16 protein-coding genes are annotated in these 18,339 nt (G+C 63.2%); 11 read left to right on the plus strand and 5 right to left on the minus strand.

The window, feature by feature from the left end; all coding sequences use genetic code 11:
• Positions 1-51: 51 nt before the first annotated feature.
• The 4 genes from PQR40_RS08745 to PQR40_RS08760 all read right to left on the minus strand — a co-directional run bounded on the left by PQR40_RS08745 (position 52) and on the right by PQR40_RS08760 (position 4,473).
• The gene (locus PQR40_RS08745; protein WP_408508775.1) at positions 52-846 is read right to left on the minus strand and encodes a PhaM family polyhydroxyalkanoate granule multifunctional regulatory protein; all 795 of its coding nucleotides are present in this window, start codon (positions 844-846) and stop codon (positions 52-54) included.
• 178 nt (positions 847-1,024) lie between these two features.
• Positions 1,025-1,921 (minus strand): enoyl-CoA hydratase/isomerase family protein, encoded by an 897-nt coding sequence (locus PQR40_RS08750; RefSeq protein ID WP_408338769.1) that lies wholly within the window; start codon positions 1,919-1,921, stop codon positions 1,025-1,027.
• An 86-nt stretch (positions 1,922-2,007) separates the two neighbouring features.
• Complete coding sequence (locus tag PQR40_RS08755; RefSeq protein WP_408338771.1) at positions 2,008-3,228, minus strand: ABC transporter substrate-binding protein; 1,221 nt, start codon at positions 3,226-3,228, stop codon at positions 2,008-2,010.
• A gap of 261 nt (positions 3,229-3,489) precedes the next feature.
• On the minus strand, positions 3,490-4,473 hold the full coding sequence (locus PQR40_RS08760) for a fumarylacetoacetate hydrolase family protein (protein ID WP_408231704.1): 984 nt from the start codon (positions 4,471-4,473) through the stop codon (positions 3,490-3,492).
• Between the two features lie 170 nt (positions 4,474-4,643).
• On the opposite strand from PQR40_RS08760, the gene PQR40_RS08765 reads away from it, so the two are divergent.
• From PQR40_RS08765 to PQR40_RS08790, 6 genes are all read left to right on the plus strand, one after another.
• Positions 4,644-5,531, plus strand: coding sequence for an IclR family transcriptional regulator (locus PQR40_RS08765; protein WP_408231701.1), 888 nt, complete (start codon positions 4,644-4,646; stop codon positions 5,529-5,531).
• Between the two features lie 170 nt (positions 5,532-5,701).
• Positions 5,702-6,988, plus strand: a complete 1,287-nt coding sequence (locus PQR40_RS08770) for a DUF3108 domain-containing protein (RefSeq protein WP_408231698.1) — start codon at positions 5,702-5,704, stop codon at positions 6,986-6,988.
• 533 nt (positions 6,989-7,521) lie between these two features.
• Entirely contained in the window at positions 7,522-7,779 is a 258-nt protein-coding gene (locus PQR40_RS08775) for a BTH_I0359 family protein (RefSeq protein WP_120344435.1), read from the plus strand.
• Between the two features lie 262 nt (positions 7,780-8,041).
• Positions 8,042-9,112, plus strand: coding sequence for a homocysteine S-methyltransferase family protein (locus PQR40_RS08780; protein WP_408231695.1), 1,071 nt, complete (start codon positions 8,042-8,044; stop codon positions 9,110-9,112).
• 91 nt (positions 9,113-9,203) lie between these two features.
• On the plus strand, positions 9,204-11,921 hold the full coding sequence (metH, locus tag PQR40_RS08785; protein WP_408388159.1) for a methionine synthase: 2,718 nt from the start codon (positions 9,204-9,206) through the stop codon (positions 11,919-11,921).
• A gap of 157 nt (positions 11,922-12,078) precedes the next feature.
• Positions 12,079-12,288, plus strand: a complete 210-nt coding sequence (locus PQR40_RS08790) for an acid-shock protein (RefSeq protein ID WP_408214292.1) — start codon at positions 12,079-12,081, stop codon at positions 12,286-12,288.
• 131 nt (positions 12,289-12,419) lie between these two features.
• Here PQR40_RS08790 and PQR40_RS08795 read toward each other — a convergent pair whose 3' ends face one another.
• On the minus strand, positions 12,420-12,746 hold the full coding sequence (locus tag PQR40_RS08795) for a DUF1840 domain-containing protein (RefSeq protein ID WP_325044450.1): 327 nt from the start codon (positions 12,744-12,746) through the stop codon (positions 12,420-12,422).
• Between the two features lie 448 nt (positions 12,747-13,194).
• On the opposite strand from PQR40_RS08795, the gene argS reads away from it, so the two are divergent.
• The 5 genes from argS (at position 13,195) to PQR40_RS08820 (ending at position 18,285) form a co-directional block, all read left to right on the plus strand.
• The gene (argS, locus tag PQR40_RS08800) at positions 13,195-14,985 is read left to right on the plus strand and encodes an arginine--tRNA ligase (RefSeq protein WP_408508776.1); all 1,791 of its coding nucleotides are present in this window, start codon (positions 13,195-13,197) and stop codon (positions 14,983-14,985) included.
• Positions 14,986-15,046: 61 nt separating this feature from the next.
• On the plus strand, positions 15,047-15,859 hold the full coding sequence (locus PQR40_RS08805) for an SPOR domain-containing protein (RefSeq protein WP_408231686.1): 813 nt from the start codon (positions 15,047-15,049) through the stop codon (positions 15,857-15,859).
• 161 nt (positions 15,860-16,020) lie between these two features.
• Complete coding sequence (locus PQR40_RS08810) at positions 16,021-16,659, plus strand: thiol:disulfide interchange protein DsbA/DsbL (RefSeq protein WP_408231683.1); 639 nt, start codon at positions 16,021-16,023, stop codon at positions 16,657-16,659.
• A gap of 15 nt (positions 16,660-16,674) precedes the next feature.
• On the plus strand, positions 16,675-17,448 hold the full coding sequence (locus PQR40_RS08815) for an SDR family oxidoreductase (RefSeq protein WP_408508777.1): 774 nt from the start codon (positions 16,675-16,677) through the stop codon (positions 17,446-17,448).
• Between the two features lie 3 nt (positions 17,449-17,451).
• Positions 17,452-18,285 (plus strand): helical backbone metal receptor, encoded by an 834-nt coding sequence (locus PQR40_RS08820; protein WP_408231677.1) that lies wholly within the window; start codon positions 17,452-17,454, stop codon positions 18,283-18,285.
• The last annotated feature ends 54 nt before the right edge of the window (positions 18,286-18,339 follow it).

The following is an 18,339-nucleotide window of genomic DNA, read 5'->3' on the forward strand; positions in this document are numbered from 1 at the left end:
GGCTCTGCGCCCTCGTCGCATGGATCGCGCCGCCCGGTGTCGTTCTTGCCGCTAAAGAGACTTTTTCGGCGCTCGCGGCGCGGCGCTCGAACTACCGGCGCGTTTCGCGGACGTTGAAGTTGACGTCGCTGCCCGTTTCGCTGCTGGCCGTTTGGTCGCGGCCCCTGCGTCCGCTGCGCTCGCGTCCGGCGCGTCAGCCGTTTTCCCCGCCGACGCCGAGGCGCTGCTTGTCGCACCCTCCGGCGAACCCGTGGCCGAACCGTCTGCCGTACCTGGCTGCGTCGTCGCAAACTGGGCGATCTGGTTGAACTGTGATTGCAGCAGATTCCACCAGGCAGAGGCGTCGAACGGCGGCGTCGCGGCGGCCCCGCCTTCGCCGGTTGCCGGCTCGGCTGTAGCCGATGAGCTCGCATTGCTCGAAGCCGACGAAGTCTCCGGATGCGGCCAGCCGGTCGGCGCGGGGCTCGGCGCAGCAGCGCCGGAAGCCGGCTGCGCCATCGACGACTGCGCGAAGGCGCCGAACGCACGCAGCGTCGCAAGCGTTGCGCGCTGCACTTCGAGCGCCTGAATGGCGGACTGCAGCATATTCAGATTCAGCTTGAGCCACTGCTCGACCGCTCGCATGTCGGTGATGCGTTTGTCGAGTTCTTCGACGTTGGTCAGCGGCGCCATCATGTCGGACATCATCGACAGCGACGGCCCGAGGCTGCTGCCAGGCTGTGCGCCGGAAAACGCCGAGTTGAACGGCGAGAGGCGCATCATGCCCCACATGCGTTCGAGCATTTCAGCGGGCGGAAAACCGGGAAAGCCGGGAAAGGGCGGCGTGGTGCCAGGTGTATCGGTCATGCTTGTCGCCTCGCTGCATAAGGGGAAGGAAATAGCGCCATCCCGCGCGCGTCTGATTCGATCATACCGCGCGTGGCGCTGCGAACCGCGCTTAGTTTGGGCTGCTGTCTACCCCACCCACGCAGCACCTCAAGGGCCGGCCGGCGGGGCTTTGCCCAATACGCGCCCGCCTCCGGTTTCAGGAGCGCTCACCGCCCGCAGCGCCGCCGCCCGGCGTCTGCTGCGGCTGCCCGCTCCACGGGTCCGCGCCGCCAAAATCCGGCGCGCGGCGCTCGCGCAGCGAGTTCACGCCTTCGCGCACATCCGGACCGGCGAAACCCATGAACTCCAGTGCCAGCGACGTATCGAACGCCGGCCCCGCCGAGCGCAGCCAGTTGTTCAGCGCGTACTTGGTCCAACGAATTGCCGTTTGCGAGCCGTTGGCTAGTTTCTGCGCGACTTCGAATGCTTTGGGCAGCAGATCGTTTTCGTCGACGGCAAGCGACACGAGGCCGATCCGCTCGGCCTCTTCGCCGCTCACCGGCTCGCACAGCAGCAGGTAATACTTGGCCTTCGCCATCCCGCACAGGAGCGGCCAGACGATAGCCGCGTGATCGCCGGCGGCGACACCCAGACGCGTATGACCGTCGATAATCCGTGCCGACTTCGTCGCGATCGAGATATCGGCGAGCAGTCCGGCCACGAGCCCCGCGCCAACGGCCGGGCCATGCATCGCCGAAACAATCGGTTTGCTGCAATTGATCACGTTGTAGACCAGATCCCGCGCCTCGCGCCACACGCGTGCGCGGACGTCGAAATCAGTCGCCATGTCTTCCACCAGTTGCAGGTCGCCGCCGGCCGAAAAGCCCTTGCCCTCGCCGCGAATGATCGCGACACGCGTTTCGGGGTCCCGATCGATATCGCGCCAGATTTCGGCGAGTTCGAAGTGCATCCGCGCGTTAGCGGTGGCAAGCCCGCTTTTGTTCGCGCCCTCGCCGCTCATCACGACTTCGAGCACACCGTGCGGGTGGCGGTGCAATTGCAGCGACTGGTAGTGCGCATAAAACGCGTCGTTACTATGGGGTGCCTGAGACATGGTGAGCAATCCGTCTATCGGTGTATCTGTTGAAACCGTCGCCTTAAGGGCACGTTCGGCACCTTCGGCGCTACGTCAGCGCAAACTCAATGCGGCTGATAAACCCACTTCGCATTCTTGATTTCGACCATCACACGCGCCCGTTGATCGAGTCCGAGGTGATCTGTCGCGCTCATGTTGACCACGCCGTTGGTGTCCGCGAGACCACGCGTCGCTTCCAGCGCGTCGCGCAACGCACGGCGAAATTCCGGCGTGCCGGGCGCGGCCGCTTTAAGCGCGATCGGTATCGCGTTGCTCAGCAGCATGCCGGCGTCCCACGTGTACGAACCGAACGCCGACACGCTGCCCGGTCCGCGCAATGCCTCGAAGCGCGCGATGTAGTCGAGCGCGAGACGTTTGGCCGGATGGTCCGCCGGCAATTGCGCGGCGACCAGCACCGGGCTCGCGGGCAGGAACGTGCCGTTGCAGTCGGCGCCGCACACGCGCAGGAAGTCGTTATTGCCGACCCCATGATTGTGATAGATCAGCCCTTTGTAGCCGCGCTCTCTGAGCGTCTTCGGCGGCAGCGCGGCGGGCGTGCCGGCCGCGCCGACCACCACCGCATCCGGGTGGGTCGCGAGAATCTTCAGGACCTGCCCGGTCACGCTCGGATCGGTCCGATTGAAGCGCTCGCTCGCCACCATGTTGATGTGATGCAGTTGCGCGAACTTCGCGACTTCGGTGTAGAAGGTTTCGCCAAGCGCGTCGGCCTGGCCGATGAACGCGATCGTTTTGACGCCGTGTGCACTGGCGTGCTCGGCAATCGCCGAGGCCATCATCGCGTCGGTCTGCGGGGTCTTGAAGACCCAGTGGCGTTTCGCATCCACAGGTTCGATGATTTTCGCCGACGAGGCCAGCGAGATCATCGGTGTTTCGCCATCGGCAACCACGTCGATCATCGAGAGCGAATTCGGCGTGATCGACGAGCCGATGATCGCGTCGACGTGATTTTCGGAGATCAGCTTCTTGGTGTCCTGCACGGCCTGCGTGGTGTCGGACGCGTCGTCGAGCACGATATATTCGACGCTCTGCCCCCCGATCTGCCTGGGCAGCAGCGTGGCGGTGTCGCGTGCCGGAATGCCGAGCGACGCGGCCGGCCCGGTTAGCGACAGCACGAGACCAATCTTCACCTGTGCGAGGGCGACCGCCGGTAGCGCGGCACACAGCGCGGCGGCAAGACGGGCGAGCCCACGCCGCGCTGGTGCTGCGCGTACGCTCGATGCGCGAGCGCGCTGGGTGACTCGTTCAAAAGATTCAAATCGCGGCATGCTGTCTCCTCACGTCGTTTTTTCGTTTTGATGTACCGCCGATGTGCTGCTTGTGCTCTGCTCACGTGCCGGTGCGCGTTCGGGTTTGCGTTGATTTCGCGTTGGCTTCACGATCAGCGGACAGCCGCTACCCCGAGGCCGGCGCCGCGCCAGTCAGTGTAGCGGCGCGTCGTGGTGCCGGTATCGGGCGAAACCCTTTCGCAGACGACGAAACGCGTACGGACTCAGCCTTGGTGCCGCGTCCCGCACAAAACCGGTGCCTCAATCCAGCGGCGCGATGCCCTGATCGATCGCGCCGAAAATCGACTTGCCTGCTTCGTCGAACATCTCGATCTTCACGGTATCGCCGAACTTCATAAACTCGGTTTGCGGCGCACCGTGCTCGATAGTCTCGAGGCAGCGCTTTTCAGCGATACAGCAATAGCCGCGCTTCGCATCCTTGTTCGATACCGTGCCCGAGCCGACAATCGCGCCGGCGCGCAGGTTACGCGTTTTAGCCGCGTGCGAGATCAATTGGCCGAAGTGGAACACCATGTCGGTGCCGGCATCCGGCTGGCCTACCTTCTTGTTATTCCAGTGAACGATCATCGGCCGGTGCACACGCCCTTCGCGCCAGCTCTCGCCGAGTTCGTCGGGCGTCACCGCCACCGGCGCGAACGAGGTGGCCGGCTTGCTCTGGAAAAAGCCAAAGCCCTTCGCAAGTTCGGCGGGGATCAGATTGCGCAGCGAGACATCGTTGACGAGCGTCACCAGACGCACGCTTCTCAGCGCCTGGTCGGGGCTGGCGCCCATTGGTACGTCGGTGGTGATCACAGCGACTTCCGCTTCGAAGTCGATGCCGAATTCCTCGGATGCGCACAGCACATCGTCTTTCGGGCCGATGAAGTCGTCGCTGCCGCCCTGGTACATCAGCGGATCGGTCCAGAATTCCGGTGGCATTTCCGCGCCACGCGCGCGGCGCACCAGCTCCACATGATTCACATACGACGAACCGTCGGCCCACTGGAACGCGCGCGGCAGCGGCGCCATGCACTCCCTGGCGTCGAACGGGAAGGTATTGCGCGCGCGGCCCTGGTTGAGCGAGTCATACAGATCCTGCAGTTGCGGCGCATAGAAGGCCCAGTCGTCGAGCACGCGCTGCATGGTGGGCGCGATCGCGTCGGCGACGGCCGCGGTGTGCAGGTCGCGGGACACAACGATCAGCTGACCGTCGCGCGTGCCGTCCTTCAGCGTGGCAAGTTTCATAGAGGAGTGAACCGTTAGTGACGATAGAAGGAATCTATTCTACGATGGTGAATCGGCTCGGCCCAAGTGCCGTTGCCCGGCGGCAGTTTGCGCAACGTGGCGGCACGGCTGTGGGGTCCAACCCGCCTCCTTTATCACTTTCTTTAAAACGCGCTCCATGCGCCTCGCTCATGCCTCCAATTGCCCGCTCCGGCGCGATCCGTACCGACTCCGACTCAGCTGAGCCGCTCGAATCGCCCGAGTCAGACGACGAAAACGTCGAGACCGGCGAGGAAAAGCTACGCTCAGGCATCCAGTCGATCGAAGTCGGGTTCAGACTGCTTGAGGTGCTGACTCACGAACCGCGCGCGATGATGCTGCGCGATCTGGCGCAGCGTGCGGGCATGAGTCCGGCGAAAGCGCACCGCTATCTGGTGAGTTTCCTGCGCCTCGGCGTCGTGGCACAGGATCCGCTGTCGGGCCGTTACGAACTGGGCGGCTTCGCGTTGCAATTGGGTCTCGCGCGGCTTGCCCGCGTCGACGGCGTGAAGCTCGCGCGCATTGCGCTTGCCGAACTGCGCGACCGGCTCGATCTAACGGTGGGCATCGCGGTATGGGGTAATCAGGGTCCGACGATGGTTCACTGGATGGAGTCGAGCCACCCGGCCAAGGCGTCGCTTAAGCTCGGTGACGTGATGCCGCTGCTCAGTTCCGCCACCGGCCTGCTGTTTGCCGCCTATCTGCCGTCGAGCAGGACCGCCGCGATGCTGGAGCGCGAACTGGCCGATTCGCGCCGCTCGTCGCACATGGGCGGCCCGCGCACGCGGGATGAGGTCGAGCGGGTGCTAGCGGAGGTACGGCAGCACGAAGCGGCGCGTGTGGAAGGCATGTTGCTGCCAACCATCCACGCGTTCTGCATGCCGGTGTTCGACTCGACCGGCGATCTGGCGCTGGGCCTGATCGCGCTCGGTCATGAAGGCGCATTCGATATCCGCTGGGGCGGCGAGATCGATACGGCGCTGCGTGAATGTGCGCAAAAGCTCTCGTACGAGCTCGGGTATAGTGCGGCGCCACGCTGATGCGCCAATGAGTTGAGTCCAGGAACATCGTTCACCGGTGTGTAGTCGAACCCGTTCGCTGTCCATTCAGCTCCAGGCTTGGCGCCTTTCACCGTTGCCGCCAAGCCGGGACTTTGGGCGTGCTGCCCCACCTATTCCCTTACCGTCCGCCCGTTCGAATTCATTCGCCAATGTCCTCACCTTCCGCCGCAAGCCGCACTGATCGCACGCCGCCCGTCAGGCCGCGCGCCGGTTTGCGGGTATGGCGATGGATTGCGGTTCTGCTGGTAGTGGCCATCCTGCACTGGATTGCGGCGCAATGGGTCGAGCGCAACCGCGCGACGCTGAATCCATCTGACAATGAGCATGTCCCCGTACAGGTTGCACTGCTGACACCCGAACGTGTCGAGCGCAAACCCGCGGCCGACACACCGCAAGCAACAGCGCCGGCGCACAAGATAGCCGCGAGCAAGCCGCGCGAACACGTGCTGACTGCGACGCAACCGGCAAAGCAGGCACCCGCGGTCACGGCCGCATCGGATGCAGCAGCGAGTGCACCGAGCGCCGCGAACACCCCCAATGTCAATGCCAATGCGAGTGCATCCGCCACCGGCATGGCCAGTGCGCCCGCCACCGCCAGCGCGCCTCAAGCTTCAGCAGGCGTGAAATTCTCCGTTCCACCTTCCGGGGAACTTCAGTACGACACGTTCTACAACGGCGTGCGTAACCAGCCCGGCACAATTCACTGGGCCAGTAACGCACAGAGCTACGAGATGGTCGTCTCCGTACCACTGCCGTTCGTCGGCACGTTCGTGTATTCGAGCCATGGCCACATCGACGCATTCGGCCTCGCACCGGATCAATACATCGAAAAGCGCGGCCGCCGTCCAGACGACGTGGCAATCTTCAATCGCACCGACAAAAAGATCGCCTTCACGCGCACCCCGACCACGCTGCCGCTGCCCGATGGCGCGCAAGACCGTTTCAGCATGGTGATGCAACTCGCCGCCCTCGTGCGCGGCGACCCTGCCACTTATAAGCCAGGCGTGACGCGGCAATTCTTCGTGGTCGATAACGACAGTGGCGAGAACTGGCCAGTCGAGACGATCGGCGACGAGACCATTCGCACCGCGCAGGGTTACCTCGAGACGCGCCACTTCAAGCGCTTGCCTCGGCACGATGGCGATCTGCGCCGCATCGACGTATGGCTCGCGCCGTCGCTCGGCTGGTTGCCCGCGCGAATCATGCAGACCGAGCCGAACGGCACGCAATTTGAACTGGTGTGGCGCGGCAAGCTCAATCCGGAGAATGCAGGCAGTCCGCTTAACAGCACCGGGGACGCCGGCAGTAACGGCAATACTTCGCCTGACAATTCGACAAGCCAGCCACCTTCCAGCGCACCGGCAGTGATGCCCGAAGCCGCCCCCTCTTCACCAGTCGATTCAACCGCCCCCGACAACCTGCCCGAAAAGCCCTGAACCTGAATAGGGACTCGACCAGATCCGCGAAACTTCCACGACACGGCGGACCCGCGGGACGGCAACACAGGTGCGGCATTGAGCCGCTGGCCGACGCCCGCTTTTCAGGCAACGCACCCCGAAGCGCTCGAGCAGATCCGGGAGGTGCCAATCCATACGTTGCCAGAAGGCTACGCCATGGCATGCGAAGCCCTGCGCGTTTTCGATCTACGCGGTAAGCTGGCAACAATACGTCGCCCGACGTTGGCCATGGGGGCCGCCACGACACGGGCACGCCACCTGCTGCTACGCAGGCAATAACAGACGCCATCGAAGGCGCACAGTCCGAAATGCGCGATGCCGCTCGTCTTGCGACCATCGGGCAATCTCACCGTTTTGCTGCACTGCTTGAAACGTTTCTTGGAAAGCCGGTCTAACCGGTAGGTTCGGAACATTACAAGCGTCAATCCGGACCCACCCCTTGAATTCCACACCACTAGCTCCACCTATGGCGCAGGAATGGCCAGGAGCCAACGGAAATAAGGAGTGTCGCCATGCAAATGATCTACAACAGCCCCAATTATTGTGTCGTCGAATTTCCGCCGCAAGAAGGTCCGCTGGCCATGAAGTCGGGTGGCTACGAGATCGTCGACAAAAACATGCAGCGCGAAATTTACATAGACGGTGCAATGGCGGCGAGTTTCCGCGAGCACGTGCAAAAGCTGATCGAAGAGGAACCGTCGTTGGATGAAGTAGACGAATTCCTTGGGCAATTTGACAGCCTGATGCATCAACCGGTGATTCTTCACTAAGCGAAGGGTTTAGCGTCACGGTTTGGCGACATACATCGACCGCGCCGACCGGCTCAGCCGGCGGCCCTGACAAGACGGTCAGCATCGATATAACGGCCCAGCAGGCTTTTGCCTCACTGGGCCGTTTTCTTTGCGGCGCGCCCATAGCGGCTGTTCCCTAGGCATACACACCCCGTCCGCTCGGTCCACGCCCGGCGGCACCGCTCCACAGCGGCTACAATGACAGGTTTCCCGAAAAAGCCGGCGCAAGCCCACGTCCGCCATGAACCAGCCTGCTCAAACCGCCACGCCAGTCCGTCCCGACGCCGCCTACACGCGCGGCACGGCGCTGCCCGCGCTGCTCAAGTCGCGCATCCTGATTCTGGACGGCGCAATGGGCACGATGATCCAGCGCTACAAGCTCGACGAAGCCCGCTATCGTGGCGAGCGCTTCAAAGACTACGGGCGCGACATCAAGGGCAACAACGAGTTGCTGTCGATCACGCAACCGCAGATCATCGGCGAGATTCACGAGCAGTATCTTGCGGCGGGCGCGGATATCATCGAAACCAATACGTTCGGCGCCACCACGGTTGCGCAGTCCGACTACGGGATGGAAGACCTCGCGATCGAGATGAATCTCGAATCGGCGAAGCTGGCGCGCGCCGCCTGCGACAAGTACTCGACGCCCGACAAGCCGCGCTTCGTCGCCGGCGCGATCGGACCGACGCCGAAGACGGCCAGTATTTCCCCTGACGTGAACGATCCGGGCGCACGCAACGTAACGTTCGACGAACTGCGTACCGCGTACTACGAGCAGGCGAAGGCATTGCTCGACGGCGGCTGCGATCTGTTTCTCGTCGAAACGATCTTCGACACGCTCAACGCAAAGGCTGCGCTATTCGCGCTAGACGAGCTGTTCGAAAACACCGGCGAGCGTCTGCCGATCATGATCTCGGGCACCGTCACGGATGCATCGGGCCGGATTCTCTCGGGACAGACCGTCGAAGCTTTCTGGAACTCACTGCGCCACGCCAAACCGCTCACCTTCGGTTTGAACTGCGCGTTGGGCGCGGCGCTGATGCGCCCGTACATCGCCGAACTGGCGAAGCTGTGCGACACCTATGTGTCGTGCTATCCGAACGCCGGTTTGCCGAATCCGATGAGCGATACGGGCTTCGACGAATTGCCGGCGGATACGTCGGGATTGCTGAAGGAGTTCGCGCAGGCAGGCCTCGTGAATATCGCCGGCGGGTGCTGTGGCACCACGCCGGAGCATATTGCGGCGATTGCCAGGGCGCTGGCCGAAGTGAAGCCGCGCCAATGGCCGACTCAATACCGCGACGCAGCCTGAGTCCGGCGGCCTGGTCCTACTCCACCGCGGCCGCCCTCTCGCTATCGAACCCGACGCACGCAACCGTACGTAACCGAACCGCACCTACGCCATGACCGATCACACCATGCGCCTTTCCGGCCTCGAGCCGTTCAACGTCACGTCCGGGACGCTCTTCATCAACGTCGGTGAACGCACCAACGTGACCGGCTCGAAGGCGTTCGCGCGAATGATCCTGAACGACCAGTTCGACGACGCGGTCGCGGTCGCGCGGCAGCAGGTCGAAAACGGCGCCCAGATCATCGACGTCAACATGGACGAGGCCATGCTCGATTCAAAAGCGGCGATGGTCCGCTTCATGAATCTGATCGCGTCGGAGCCTGACATCGCGCGCGTACCGATCATGATCGACTCGTCGAAGTGGGACGTGATCGAAGCGGGCCTGAAGTGCGTGCAAGGCAAGGCGATCGTCAATTCGATCTCGCTGAAGGAAGGCGAAGAAGCGTTCCGCCATCACGCGAACCTGATCCGCCGTTACGGTGCAGCCGCGGTCGTGATGGCCTTCGACGAGAAAGGCCAGGCCGATACGTTCGAACGCAAGACGCAGATCTGCAAGCGCTCCTACGATTTCCTCGTGAACGAAGTCGGCTTCCCGCCGGAAGACATCATCTTCGACCCGAACATCTTCGCGATTGCGACCGGGATCGAAGAGCACAACAACTACGCGGTCGACTTCATCAACGCGACGCGCTGGATCAAGGAACACCTGCCATACGCGAAGATCAGCGGCGGCGTGTCGAACGTATCGTTCTCGTTCCGCGGTAACGACCCGGTGCGCGAGGCAATCCACACCGTGTTCCTCTATCACGCGATTCAGGCGGGGATGGACATGGGCATCGTCAACGCGGGGCAGCTCGGCGTGTATGCCGATCTTGATCCGGAGTTGCGCGAGCGTGTCGAAGACGTCGTGTTGAACCGTCGTGAAGACGGCACCGATCGCCTGCTCGAAATCGCCGACAAGTTCAAGACCGGCGCCGCGAAGAAGGAAGAAAACCTCGAATGGCGTAACCAGCCCGTCGAGAAGCGTCTCGCGCACGCGCTGGTGCTGGGCATCACCAACTTCATCGTCGAAGATACTGAAGAAGTGCGCGCGAAGATCACCGCGGCCGGCGGCCGTCCGATCAACGTGATCGAAGGCCCGCTGATGGACGGCATGAATATCGTCGGCGACCTGTTCGGTCAGGGCAAGATGTTCCTGCCGCAAGTCGTCAAATCGGCACGGGTGATGAAGCAGGCGGTCGCGCATCTGATCCCGTACATCGAAGAAGAAAAGAAGCTGATGGCCGAAGCCGGCGCCGATGTGCGCGCCAAGGGCAAGATCGTCATCGCCACGGTCAAGGGCGACGTGCACGACATCGGCAAGAACATCGTTTCGGTGGTGCTTCAGTGCAATAACTTCGAAGTGGTCAACATGGGCGTGATGGTGTCGTGCAACGACATTCTCGCCAGGGCAAAAGTCGAGGGCGCGGACATCATCGGCTTGTCCGGACTGATTACGCCGAGCCTCGAAGAGATGGCCTATGTCGCGTCGGAAATGCAGCGCGACGACTACTTCCGCATAAAGAAGATCCCGCTGCTGATCGGTGGCGCGACCACCTCGCGCGTGCACACTGCCGTGAAGATCGCGCCGCATTACGAAGGCCCGGTGGTGTACGTGCCGGACGCATCGCGCTCGGTCTCGGTGGCCTCGAGCCTGCTGTCCGATGAAGGCGCGGCCAGGTACGTTGACGAACTGAAGGCCGACTACGACCGCATCCGCGATCAGCACGCCAACAAGAAAGCCCTGCCGATGGTCACGCTCGCCGAAGCCCGTGCGAACAAGACGAAGGTCGATTGGGCGGCCTACCACCCGGTCAAGCCGAAGTTTATCGGCCGCCGCGTATTCAAGAACTTCGATCTGAACGAGCTGGCGAGCTACATCGACTGGGCTCCGTTCTTCCAGACATGGGACCTGGCGGGCCCGTACCCGGCGATCCTGAACGACGAGATCGTCGGCGAATCGGCCCGCCGCGTGTTCTCGGACGGCAAGTCGATGCTCGCGCGCCTGATTCAGGGCCGCTGGCTGCAGGCCAACGGCGTGATCGCGCTGCTGCCGGCCAACACGGTGAACGACGACGACATCGAAATCTACACCGACGAATCGCGTAGCGAAGTCGCGCTGACATGGCGCAACCTGCGCCAGCAAAGCGTGCGGCCGGTGGTGAACGGCGTGATGCGGCCGAACCGCTCGCTCGCCGACTTCATCGCGCCGAAGGATTCGGGCGTGGCTGACTATATCGGCATGTTCGCGGTCACGGCGGGTCTGGGCGTGGACGTGAAGGAAAAGCAGTTCGAAAAGGATCTCGACGACTACAGCGCGATCATGCTCAAGGCGCTCGCCGATCGCTTTGCCGAAGCCTTTGCCGAAGCGATGCATGCCCGCGTGCGCCGCGATCTCTGGGGCTACGCGAACGCCGAAACCCTCTCGAACGACGACCTGATCGCCGAAAAGTACCACGGCATCCGCCCGGCGCCGGGTTACCCAGCCTGCCCGGATCACCTCGTGAAGCGCGACATGTTCGACGTGCTGCAAGCCACTGAAATCGGCATGAGCGTGACCGAATCGCTGGCCATGCTGCCGGCGGCCAGCGTCTCCGGTTTCTATCTGGCGCACCCGGACAGCACCTATTTCTCGGTTGGCAAGATCGGCCAGGACCAGCTGGAAGACTACGCAAAACGCATGTCGTTGTCGAAAACAGACGCTGAACGGGCCTTGGCGCCTTTGCTGTAAGCCTTTCGGGGCGGGAAAGCCACTATATCGGGCACGATAGGCTGAATATTTGCGGCAGTGCAATTTTCGGCTTTGTAAACTGAAATGGCATCAACCCGCCAGACGCGGCCAAAACGCGTCGGCTTATCTAATTGCAATCGTCAACGGAGAGAATCGTATGAAGAAGCTGACGCTGTTATTGGCTGCTGTTTCGCTCGCTGCCAGCACCTCGGTGGCGCTGGCTCAGCCTGCAGCCCCCGGCGCTGCGAGTTCGGTGAGTTCGTATTCGCCGCCTACGCAAAAGCACGTCAAGAAGCCCAAGAAGCAAAAAATGAAGAAGGGTGCGTCGGCACCGATGGCCGCCCCGGCGGACGCCGCCAGCCAGTAAGCAGGTTCGGCGGACGGGCCGTTAAGGCCGTGAAAGACAAAGAGCCCGCTCATGCGGGCTCTTTTCATTGGCGCGTCGCAGTCTTCACCGCCAGGCGCTGCGAACGCCACAGCCGGTAGACCGCTCCGGAATCAGAGACCCCAGACGATATCCGCGTTTTCCTTCTGCGCGGCGCGCAGCATGTCGAGGAACGGATACGCGCGCTGGGCGAGTCCCGGCGGAATCTCATGATGCTCGTGGCCGTCTTCGCCTTCGTGGAAATGGCCGTCGTGCTCGGCACGCTCCTGCTTGTCGGTACTAATGGCCGATTCGAGTTTCGCGATCGCAGGGCCGGTTTCGTCGTGGGTGATAACACCACGCTCACCAAGGCGCTTCCCGACGATGCCGACGAGGTACTGGGCAAGATTCTCCAGCATCATCACGTCCGGGCTGGCGCGACATTTGAAAGTAATCAGCATGACTGTTCCCTTTTTCGTTATGTTGGATTGACGCGCAAGCAGCTCGAAACCGGCCCTCGGCGCGCGTTACGTTGACACGCCGATCAGGCACGGCGGCCACGGCCCTTGGTGGGCATCTCATTGAACATATTAGCACCTGCTAAAATCCGTCTGGACGGAAAAGCGCGCCGCAATGCGCCGCGCGCGGCATAACGCAGGTGGCGTGGCTGGGCCGGTTGGCCGTAACCCGCTTGCTGCCGCGCCAGGCCGCAGCAGCAGGCGTCCCGGCATGTCGCCGCGCACCGCACTAACCGCGTTGCAGACAACGTGCCTGATGGCGCCCCGATGTGCCCGGCGCATCTGGCGGGTGCATCGCCGCTTTCCACGCTTCTGACGAATCGGCTGCGCCCGCCGCGCAGCCGGCGCCTCTTCCGCATCACCGGATTGCCTCACTGGACTCGCAACAAGCATGCTGCCTGCACATAAACAAACCCTCGAAACACTGCTCGCCGACACGGTGAAGCAAGTTGCGCAAGCGTCCCAGGGCGCGAGCGAAGCCACTTTCGTTTCGCCAACGATCACGCTGGAACGCCCCAAAGTCGCCGCGCACGGCGACGTCGCGTGCAATGTGGCGATGCAACTCGCCAAGCCCTTGCGCGCCAACCCGCGCCAGCTGGCGCAACAGATCGTCGACGCGCTGCTCGCGCAGCCGCGAGCCAAGGGCCTCGTGGATGCCGCCGAAGTGGCCGGCCCCGGCTTCATCAACCTACGCCTTGCTGCCGCCGCCAAGCAGGCGGTAATCGCCGCCGTATTCGCTGAAAAGGACGCCTTCGGCCGTTCGCAGCGCGACGCCGGCAAGCATGTGCTGATCGAATTCGTCTCGGCCAACCCGACCGGCCCGCTGCATGTCGGCCACGGCCGCCAGGCCGCGCTCGGCGACGCGCTCTCTAACGTGCTGGCCTCGCAAGGCTATGACGTGCACCGCGAGTTCTATTACAACGACGCCGGTGTGCAGATCCACACGCTCGCCGTATCGACGCAGGCACGCGCCCGCGGTCTCGCTCCCGGCGACGAAGGCTGGCCGGCTTCGGCGTACAACGGCGAGTACATTGCCGACATCGCGAAAGACTATCTGAACGGCGCCACCGTGGCCGCGAGCGACGGCGAACCCGTCACGGGCGCAGGCGACGTCGAAGACCTCGACGCGATCCGCCGTTTCGCGGTCGCCTATCTGCGCCGCGAGCAGGACATGGACTTGCAGGCCTTCGGCGTGAAGTTCGACCAGTACTACCTCGAGTCGTCGCTGTACAAGGAAGGCCGGGTCGAGAAGACCGTCGCGGCGCTGATCGCCGCCGGCAAGACCTATGAACAGGAGGGCGCGCTGTGGCTGCGCACCACCGACGACGGCGACGACAAAGACCGCGTGATGCGCAAGACCGACGGCACCTACACCTACTTCGTGCCCGACGTCGCCTATCACGTCGCCAAGTGGGAACGCGGCTTCACCAAGGTCATCAACGTCCAGGGTTCGGACCACCACGGCACGATCGCGCGGGTTCGCGCCGGCCTGCAGGGTCTCGGCATCGGCATTCCGAAGGGCTATCCCGACTACATCCTTCACAAGATGGTCACGGTGATGCGCAACGGCGAAGAGGTGAAGATCTCCAAGCGCGCGGGCAGCTATGTGACGGTGCGCGACCTGATCGAATGGTCGGGCGGCGCGACGCCGGGCTCAGAAGCCGCCGTCGATCTGATCGACGAAGAGACGATTCGCCGCGGCCGCGACGCCGTGCGCTTCTTCCTGATTTCGCGCAAGGCGGATACGGAATTCGTGTTCGACATCGATCTCGCGTTGAAGCAGAACGACGAAAACCCGGTGCATTACGTGCAGTATGCGCATGCGCGGATCTGCTCGGTCATCACCGAATGCAAGGCCCGCTACAGCACGGACGAGAGCACGCTGGCGCAAATGGACGTGTCGCCGCTCACCAGCGAACGCGCCATGGCCTTGCTGAACAAGCTCGCCGAGTTCCCGGACATGCTGGAGCACGCCGCCGACGAACTCGCGCCGCACGCGGTCGCGTTCTATCTGCGCGACCTCGCCGGGGAATTCCACTCGTTCTACAATGACAGAGCCGAACGCGTGCTGGTCGACGACGCAGTCGAGCGCAATGCGCGCGTCGCGCTGCTTGCGGCCACGCGTCAAGTGTTGGCCAACGGTCTCGCGACGATCGGCGTCTCCGCTCCCGTCAAGATGTAAGTCCTCCGGCGCAACATGCACGCGGCCGTCGTTATAATCGACGGTCGTTCCAGGATTCTTTTTGCAGGTGATTTATACGATGGCAAAACCACGCCGCACAACAAAGCAATCGCAATCGAAACAAACCGGGGGGACTTTTCTCGGCATCGTGCTGGGCCTGATCGTCGGTCTCGCGATCGCGGTAGTGGTGGCGCTGTATATCACCCGTGCGCCCACGCCGTTCGTCTCGAAGGTCGCGCCGCCCGCGGTGCCTGACACCGGCGCGAGCCAGGCGCAGCAGTACGACCCGAACCGTCCGCTGCAAGGCAAGACGCCGGGCCAGCCCGTGCCGCAAGCCGCGCAACCGGCGCCGCCGAACACCGCACCGGGCCAGACCAACTCGCAGACCCAGTCGGGCATGCTGGAAGAACCGCAGATCGTCGAAGTGCCACCGTCGAACGGCAATCCGAACGGTACGGCAGTCGCACCGAAGCCCGCGCAGGATAACGGCAACGGCACGGCCACCGCACCGGCGAAGAAGCCGCAAGGCGCCAGCGCACCGGCCACCACCGCGGCAAGCTCGGCGCCGAAGAGCACGTCGTCCAGCACGGCTGCTAACGCCAAGCCCGGTTCGGGCGTGGCGCCGGGTGACGCGAACACGGGCTATTTCCTGCAAGTGGGCGCCTACAAGACCTCGGCCGACGCCGAGCAGCAGCGTGCGCGTCTCGCCTTCCAGGGCTTCGAATCGAAGGTCACGCAGCGCGATGCGGGCGGTGTGACCTACTACCGTGTGCGTATCGGACCGTTCTCGAAGTTCGAGGACATGAATTCGAGCCGTCAGCGTCTGTCCGACGCGGGCGTGGATACAGCCGTAATCCGCTTTACGAAACAATAAACAAACGGTGATTTGCCGGAGCGCGCCGCCGCCGAACTATCGGCGTGCGGCGCGTGTCACAAGCACAACGGACGACTAGAGCGTCTAACGCCGACATTGAAAACGGTGACGGGCATTTGCGTGGCGCCACCGCTTTACCGCCTACCTTGGGTCAACAAAACATGAAAAAACTGCTGAGCATTCTGTTCCTCTCGCTGGGCCTGGTTGCCGCCACGGCGCATGCATCGCCGGCTGCGCCGGTGTCCGGCAAGGACTACACCGTGCTACCCACGCCGCAACCTACGGACGTGCCGGCCGGCAAAATCGAAGTCACGGAATTCTTCTGGTACGGCTGCCCGCACTGCAATGAATTCAACCCGTACCTCGAGGCATGGGTGAAGAAGCAAGGTCCGGACGTGGTGTTCAAGCGCGTGCCGGTCGCGTTCCGCGACGACTTCATTCCGCATTCGAAGATGTATCACGCGCTCGACGCACTCGGCCTCGCTACGCAGCTTACGCCGAAGGTTTTCAATGAAATCCACGTCAACAAGGACTACCTGCTGACGCCGGAAGACCAGACCAAATTCCTCGCGAAGAACGGCGTCGATCCGAAGAAGTACATGGATGCGTACAACTCGTTCTCGACGCAAAGCGCGTTGCAAAAAGACAAGAAGCTGCTCGACGACTACAAGATCGACGGTGTGCCGACGCTGGCCGTGCAGGGCAAGTATGAAACGGGTCCGGCTGCGACCAACAGCCTGCCTGGCACGATCCAGGTGCTGGACTACCTGGTCGCCCAGGTCCGCGCCAAAAAGATGTAAAGCCGAGGCGCCGGAATGAGTTCAACCCTGAAGGTTTTCATTACCGGCGCCTCAAGTGGCATCGGCCTCGCGCTCGCCGCCGAATATGCGCGGCGCGGCGCGATTCTCGGCCTCGTTGCCCGCCGCGGCGACGCCCTCGCCGCCTTCCAGCAGTCCCATCCGCAGAATTCCATCTCCATCTATTCCGTCGACGTCCGCGACGCCGAGGCGCTCGCCGAAGCCGCCGCGCAATTCATCGCGCAGCACGGTTTGCCGGACGTCGTAATCGCCAATGCCGGCATCAGCCGCGGCGCGGTCACCGGGCACGGCGATCTGCGCACGTTCCGCGAAGTGATGGACATCAACTACTTCGGTATGGTCGCCACCTTTGAGCCGTTCGCCGCCGCGATGGTCGCCGCGAAGAAAGGTACGCTGGTCGGCATCGCCAGCGTCGCCGGCGTACGTGGCTTGCCGGGGTCGGGCGCGTACAGTGCGTCGAAGTCAGCCGCGCTCAAATATCTGGAAGCGTTGCGCGTCGAGATGCGGCCGCTGGGCGTCGGCGTGGTCACCATCGCGCCCGGCTATATCCGCACGCCGATGACCGAGCACAACCCGTACAGCATGCCGTTCCTGATGGACGCCGATCGCTTCGCGGTGAAGGTCGCCGGGGCGGTCGAGCGGCAGACGGCCTTCGCCGTGTTCCCGTGGCAGATGCGTATCGCGGCGATGTTGCTGCATGTGCTGCCGCGCTGGCTCTACGACCGCGCCTTCGAACGCGCGCCGCGCAAGCCCCGCGCCGTCGCCGAATAAATCATGCAGCCACGCGCGGTCGATGCAGCCGGCGTCGCGCACGAAATGGCGGGCGTCGCTACGCGGGGCGCCCATACCCGCATCGTCTCGCTGGTGCCGAGCATCACCGAATTGCTGTTCGCTCTGGGGCTCGACAGGCAGATCGTCGGGCGCACCGGTTTTTGCGTGCATCCACACGACAAGGTGCGGCACGTACGCAAGGTCGGCGGCACCAAGGCCGTCAATGTTGACGCGATTCGTGCGTTGCGGCCTACCCATCTGATCGTCAATATCGACGAAAACGAACGCGATACCGTCGAGCAATTGCGCGCGTTCGTACCGCATATCGTCGTCACCCATCCGCAGACGCCGCAGGACAATCTCTCGCTGTACTCGCTGCTGGGCGCGAGATTCGACCGCGTACAGGAAGCGCAGCGTCTAAGCGAGGCGCTCGAAGCGCGTCTGCACGAGGCCGCCACACGCGTGTTTCCTACGCAAAACGTGCTGTACCTGATCTGGCGCGAACCATGGATAACGGTCGCACGCGATACCTATATCGCCGCGATGCTGAGGCTCGTGAACTGGCAAACGCTGCCTGACGTAGAAGGTGGAGCGGCAGGCGCGGCACGCTACCCCACGCTCGACTTCGACCACGCACCGTGGCTTGCCGGCGTCGATCGCATATTGCTCTCAAGCGAGCCGTATCGCTTCACGCAGGTCCACTGCGACGCACTGAAACGCGATCCGCGTCTCGCGGGCAAAAGCGTTGAGTTGATCGACGGAGAGTTGGTGTCGTGGTACGGCGTGCGCGCCATCGAAGGCATCGGATATCTGCTGCAGCGCGCGGCTGCGTCGTGAGCGCAGGCACCTGGCGCCCGCACTGAGTTGAGCCGTTGCTCCACACCGCTCAGC

Origin of the sequence: Paraburkholderia sediminicola, from assembly GCF_046026855.1 — a bacterium.
In the GTDB taxonomy this organism is placed as follows: domain Bacteria; phylum Pseudomonadota; class Gammaproteobacteria; order Burkholderiales; family Burkholderiaceae; genus Paraburkholderia; species Paraburkholderia sediminicola_A.

Coding starts and splice junctions, on each gene's coding strand:
- PQR40_RS08745 (WP_408508775.1), bottom strand. CDS start 846: ATGACCGATACACCTGGCACCACGCCGCCCTTTCCCGGCTTTCCCGGT.
- PQR40_RS08750 (WP_408338769.1), bottom strand. CDS start 1,921: ATGTCTCAGGCACCCCATAGTAACGACGCGTTTTATGCGCACTACCAG.
- PQR40_RS08755 (WP_408338771.1), bottom strand. CDS start 3,228: ATGCCGCGATTTGAATCTTTTGAACGAGTCACCCAGCGCGCTCGCGCA.
- PQR40_RS08760 (WP_408231704.1), bottom strand. CDS start 4,473: ATGAAACTTGCCACGCTGAAGGACGGCACGCGCGACGGTCAGCTGATC.
- PQR40_RS08765 (WP_408231701.1), top strand. CDS start 4,644: ATGCCTCCAATTGCCCGCTCCGGCGCGATCCGTACCGACTCCGACTCA.
- PQR40_RS08770 (WP_408231698.1), top strand. CDS start 5,702: ATGTCCTCACCTTCCGCCGCAAGCCGCACTGATCGCACGCCGCCCGTC.
- PQR40_RS08775 (WP_120344435.1), top strand. CDS start 7,522: ATGCAAATGATCTACAACAGCCCCAATTATTGTGTCGTCGAATTTCCG.
- PQR40_RS08780 (WP_408231695.1), top strand. CDS start 8,042: ATGAACCAGCCTGCTCAAACCGCCACGCCAGTCCGTCCCGACGCCGCC.
- metH (WP_408388159.1), top strand. CDS start 9,204: ATGACCGATCACACCATGCGCCTTTCCGGCCTCGAGCCGTTCAACGTC.
- PQR40_RS08790 (WP_408214292.1), top strand. CDS start 12,079: ATGAAGAAGCTGACGCTGTTATTGGCTGCTGTTTCGCTCGCTGCCAGC.
- PQR40_RS08795 (WP_325044450.1), bottom strand. CDS start 12,746: ATGCTGATTACTTTCAAATGTCGCGCCAGCCCGGACGTGATGATGCTG.
- argS (WP_408508776.1), top strand. CDS start 13,195: ATGCTGCCTGCACATAAACAAACCCTCGAAACACTGCTCGCCGACACG.
- PQR40_RS08810 (WP_408231683.1), top strand. CDS start 16,021: ATGAAAAAACTGCTGAGCATTCTGTTCCTCTCGCTGGGCCTGGTTGCC.
- PQR40_RS08815 (WP_408508777.1), top strand. CDS start 16,675: ATGAGTTCAACCCTGAAGGTTTTCATTACCGGCGCCTCAAGTGGCATC.
- PQR40_RS08820 (WP_408231677.1), top strand. CDS start 17,452: ATGCAGCCACGCGCGGTCGATGCAGCCGGCGTCGCGCACGAAATGGCG.